Here is a 2729-nt window from a genome sequence, read left to right as displayed (position 1 = left end):
CGTCCGGGAGGTGCCGGGCCGGGCGGCTCCCTTCCCGCGGCGGGGGTGTGGGGGCGGGTGCGGAAAAAGAGTTGGCCGCCCGGGCGGCTCTCCCTCTAGGCTGTGGTCAGAAGTGAGCAGGAGCCGTCGGCTGCTGTTGTCGGCGTGTGGTGAAAGGGAGGTGTGACCGATGACTGTCTCCGTGAGGGGTGCTGCCCGCATCCGGACGTTCGTTCATCCCACCTCCGTGGCCCTCGGCTGACACCTCTTCTTCTGCCGCGCCTGTGACGCGCGGTGCCGGGGCCGCCCTTCGAAGGGTTTCCCTTGAATCTCACCTCTTCCCTGTCGGCTTCCTCGCGTCCTCTCGCCCCCTTCGGCTGGGACGAGGAGTGGGAGGCCGTGTTCTCCTCGTACGGCGCGCAGGGGCTGCTGCCCGGCCGCGTGGTACGGGTCGACCGCGGTCAGTGCGATGTCGTCACCGATGACGGGACCGTGCGGGCCGATACCGCGTTCGTCACCCCGCACGACCCCCTGCGGGTCGTGTGCACCGGGGACTGGGTCGCCGTCGACCCGGCCGGGAGCACGCCGAGGTACGTGCGGACGTACCTGCCGCGGCGTACCGCCTTCGTGCGGTCCACTTCCTCCAAGCGGTCCGAGGGGCAGATCCTCGCCGCCAACGTCGACCACGCCGTCATCGCCGTCTCGCTCGCCGCCGAGCTGGACCTCGCCCGGATCGAGCGGTTCCTCGCGCTCGCCTGGGAGTCCGGGGCACAGCCGTTGGTGGTGCTCACCAAGGCCGACCTCGTACCGGACCCGGTGACGCTGGGACACCTGGTCCAGGACGTGGAGACCAGCGCGCCCGGTGTGCCGGTGCTCACCGTCAGCGCGCAGGAGGGGGCCGGGCTCGACGTCCTCACCGCGGTCGCCGCCGGCGTGACGTCCGTACTGATCGGCCAGTCCGGCGCCGGCAAGTCCACCCTCGCCAACGCGCTCCTCGGCGAGGACGTGATGGACGTACGGGCCACCCGCGACGTCGACGGCAAGGGCCGCCACACCACCACCACCCGCAACCTGCTCGCCCTGCCCGGCGGGGGAGTCCTCATCGACACCCCGGGCCTGCGGGGCGTCGGCCTCTGGGACGCCGGCAGCGGCGTCGGCCAGGTGTTCTCCGAGATCGAGGAGTTCGCCGAGGACTGCCGCTTCCACGACTGCGCCCACGAGAACGAGCCGGGCTGCGCGGTCCTCGAAGCCGTCGAGACCGGAGCCCTCCCGGAACGCCGGCTGGAGAGCTACCGCAAGCTGCTCCGGGAGAACCGGCGCATCGTCGCCAAGACCGACGCACGCCTGCGCGCGGAGATCCGCAAGGACTGGAAGCGGAAGGGGGCGATGGGCAGGGCCGCCATGGAGGCGAAGCGGGGCGGCGGCAGGCAGTTCTAGCGTCCCCCGGCAGGTTCCGGCTCCGGCGGCGCACCTCCGTCCGCGGCCTGGCCGCCTGCCGCTCACCTTCATGTCCGATTTCCGCCAGCCGGGGCCCTCCGGCCGGCGGAGACTGGGCGGTGTGATGGACGAGGACAGCAGGTACGAGGCGGTGCGCAGCCGGGACGGGCGGTTCGACGGGGCGTTCTTCTTCGCCGTGGGGACGACCGGGATCTACTGCCGTCCCAGCTGCCCCGCGGTCACGCCCAAGCGGCGCAATGTGCGGTTCTTCCCGACCGCCGCCGCCGCGCAGGGCGCCGGGTTCCGGGCCTGCCGGCGGTGCCGCCCGGACGCCGTTCCCGGCTCCGCCGAGTGGAACGTACGCGCCGACGTCGTGGGCCGGGCCATGCGGCTGATCGCCGACGGCGTCGTCGACCGCGAAGGCGTCGCCGGACTGGCCGCACGGCTCGGCTACAGCGCCCGCCAGGTGCAGCGCCAGCTCACCGGCGAGCTCGGCGCCGGGCCCGTCGCACTCGCACGGGCGCAGCGCGCGCACACCGCGCGCGTGCTCCTGCAGACCACCGGGCTCCCGGTCACCGAGATCGCCTTCGCCGCCGGGTTCGCCAGCGTGCGGCAGTTCAACGACACCGTCCGGGCCGTGTACGCCGCCACTCCCAGTGAGCTGCGGGCCACCGCGCCCCGCGGCGGCCGGGCCGGCCGCCGCACCGCCACCCCCACCGCCGGCCTCCCCCTGCGCCTCGCCCACCGCGGCCCGTACCAGCCCGGCCCGGTCTTCGACCTGCTGGAACGCGAGGCCGTCGAGGGCATCGAGGACGTCACCGGAACCCCGGGCGCCCGCACCTACCGGCGCACCCTGAAACTCCCGTACGGCACCGGCATCACCGCCGTCGACGAACACCCCGGCACCGCGCGCACCGGCTCCGGCGCCCACCCCGGCGGCTGGCTCGACGCCCGGATCCACCTCACCGACCTCCGCGACCTGACCACCGCCGTGCAGCGGCTGCGCCGCCTGTTCGACCTGGACGCGGACCCGTACGCCGTCGACGAACGGCTCGGCGCCGACGCGCGGCTCGCCCCGCTGGTCGCCGCCCGGCCGGGACTGCGCTCGCCGGGCACCGCCGACCCCGACGAACTCGCGGTACGGGCCCTGGTGGGCCGCGACCGGGCCGCACGGCTGGTCCAGCGGTACGGCAAGACGCTCGACACCCCCTGCGGCGCCCTCACCCACCTCTTCCCCGAACCGGCCGCCCTCGCCGGCGCCGAACCCGAAGACACCCTGGGCGCGCTCACCGCCGCCCTCGCCGACGGCGCCG

General features: G+C 74.5%; 2 protein-coding genes. Both read left to right on the top strand.

Annotated elements, in window-relative coordinates; all coding sequences use genetic code 11:
* Positions 1–303 precede the first annotated feature (303 nt).
* Positions 304–1416 carry a ribosome small subunit-dependent GTPase A gene (gene rsgA, locus AOK11_RS22310; RefSeq protein ID WP_055595507.1) on the top strand — a complete coding sequence of 371 codons (1113 nt, stop codon included), beginning with the start codon at positions 304–306 and terminating at the stop codon, positions 1414–1416.
* Between the two features lie 124 nt (positions 1417–1540).
* On the top strand, positions 1541–2729 hold a 1189-nt coding region (locus AOK11_RS22305), incomplete at its 3' end, for a bifunctional transcriptional activator/DNA repair enzyme AdaA (protein WP_055595506.1).

The organism is Streptomyces hirsutus (assembly GCF_001418415.1).
GTDB lineage: Bacteria > Actinomycetota > Actinomycetes > Streptomycetales > Streptomycetaceae > Streptomyces > Streptomyces hirsutus.
The sequence above is the reverse complement of the archived record's forward strand: the minus strand, read 5'-3'. Positions and strand labels throughout refer to the sequence as shown.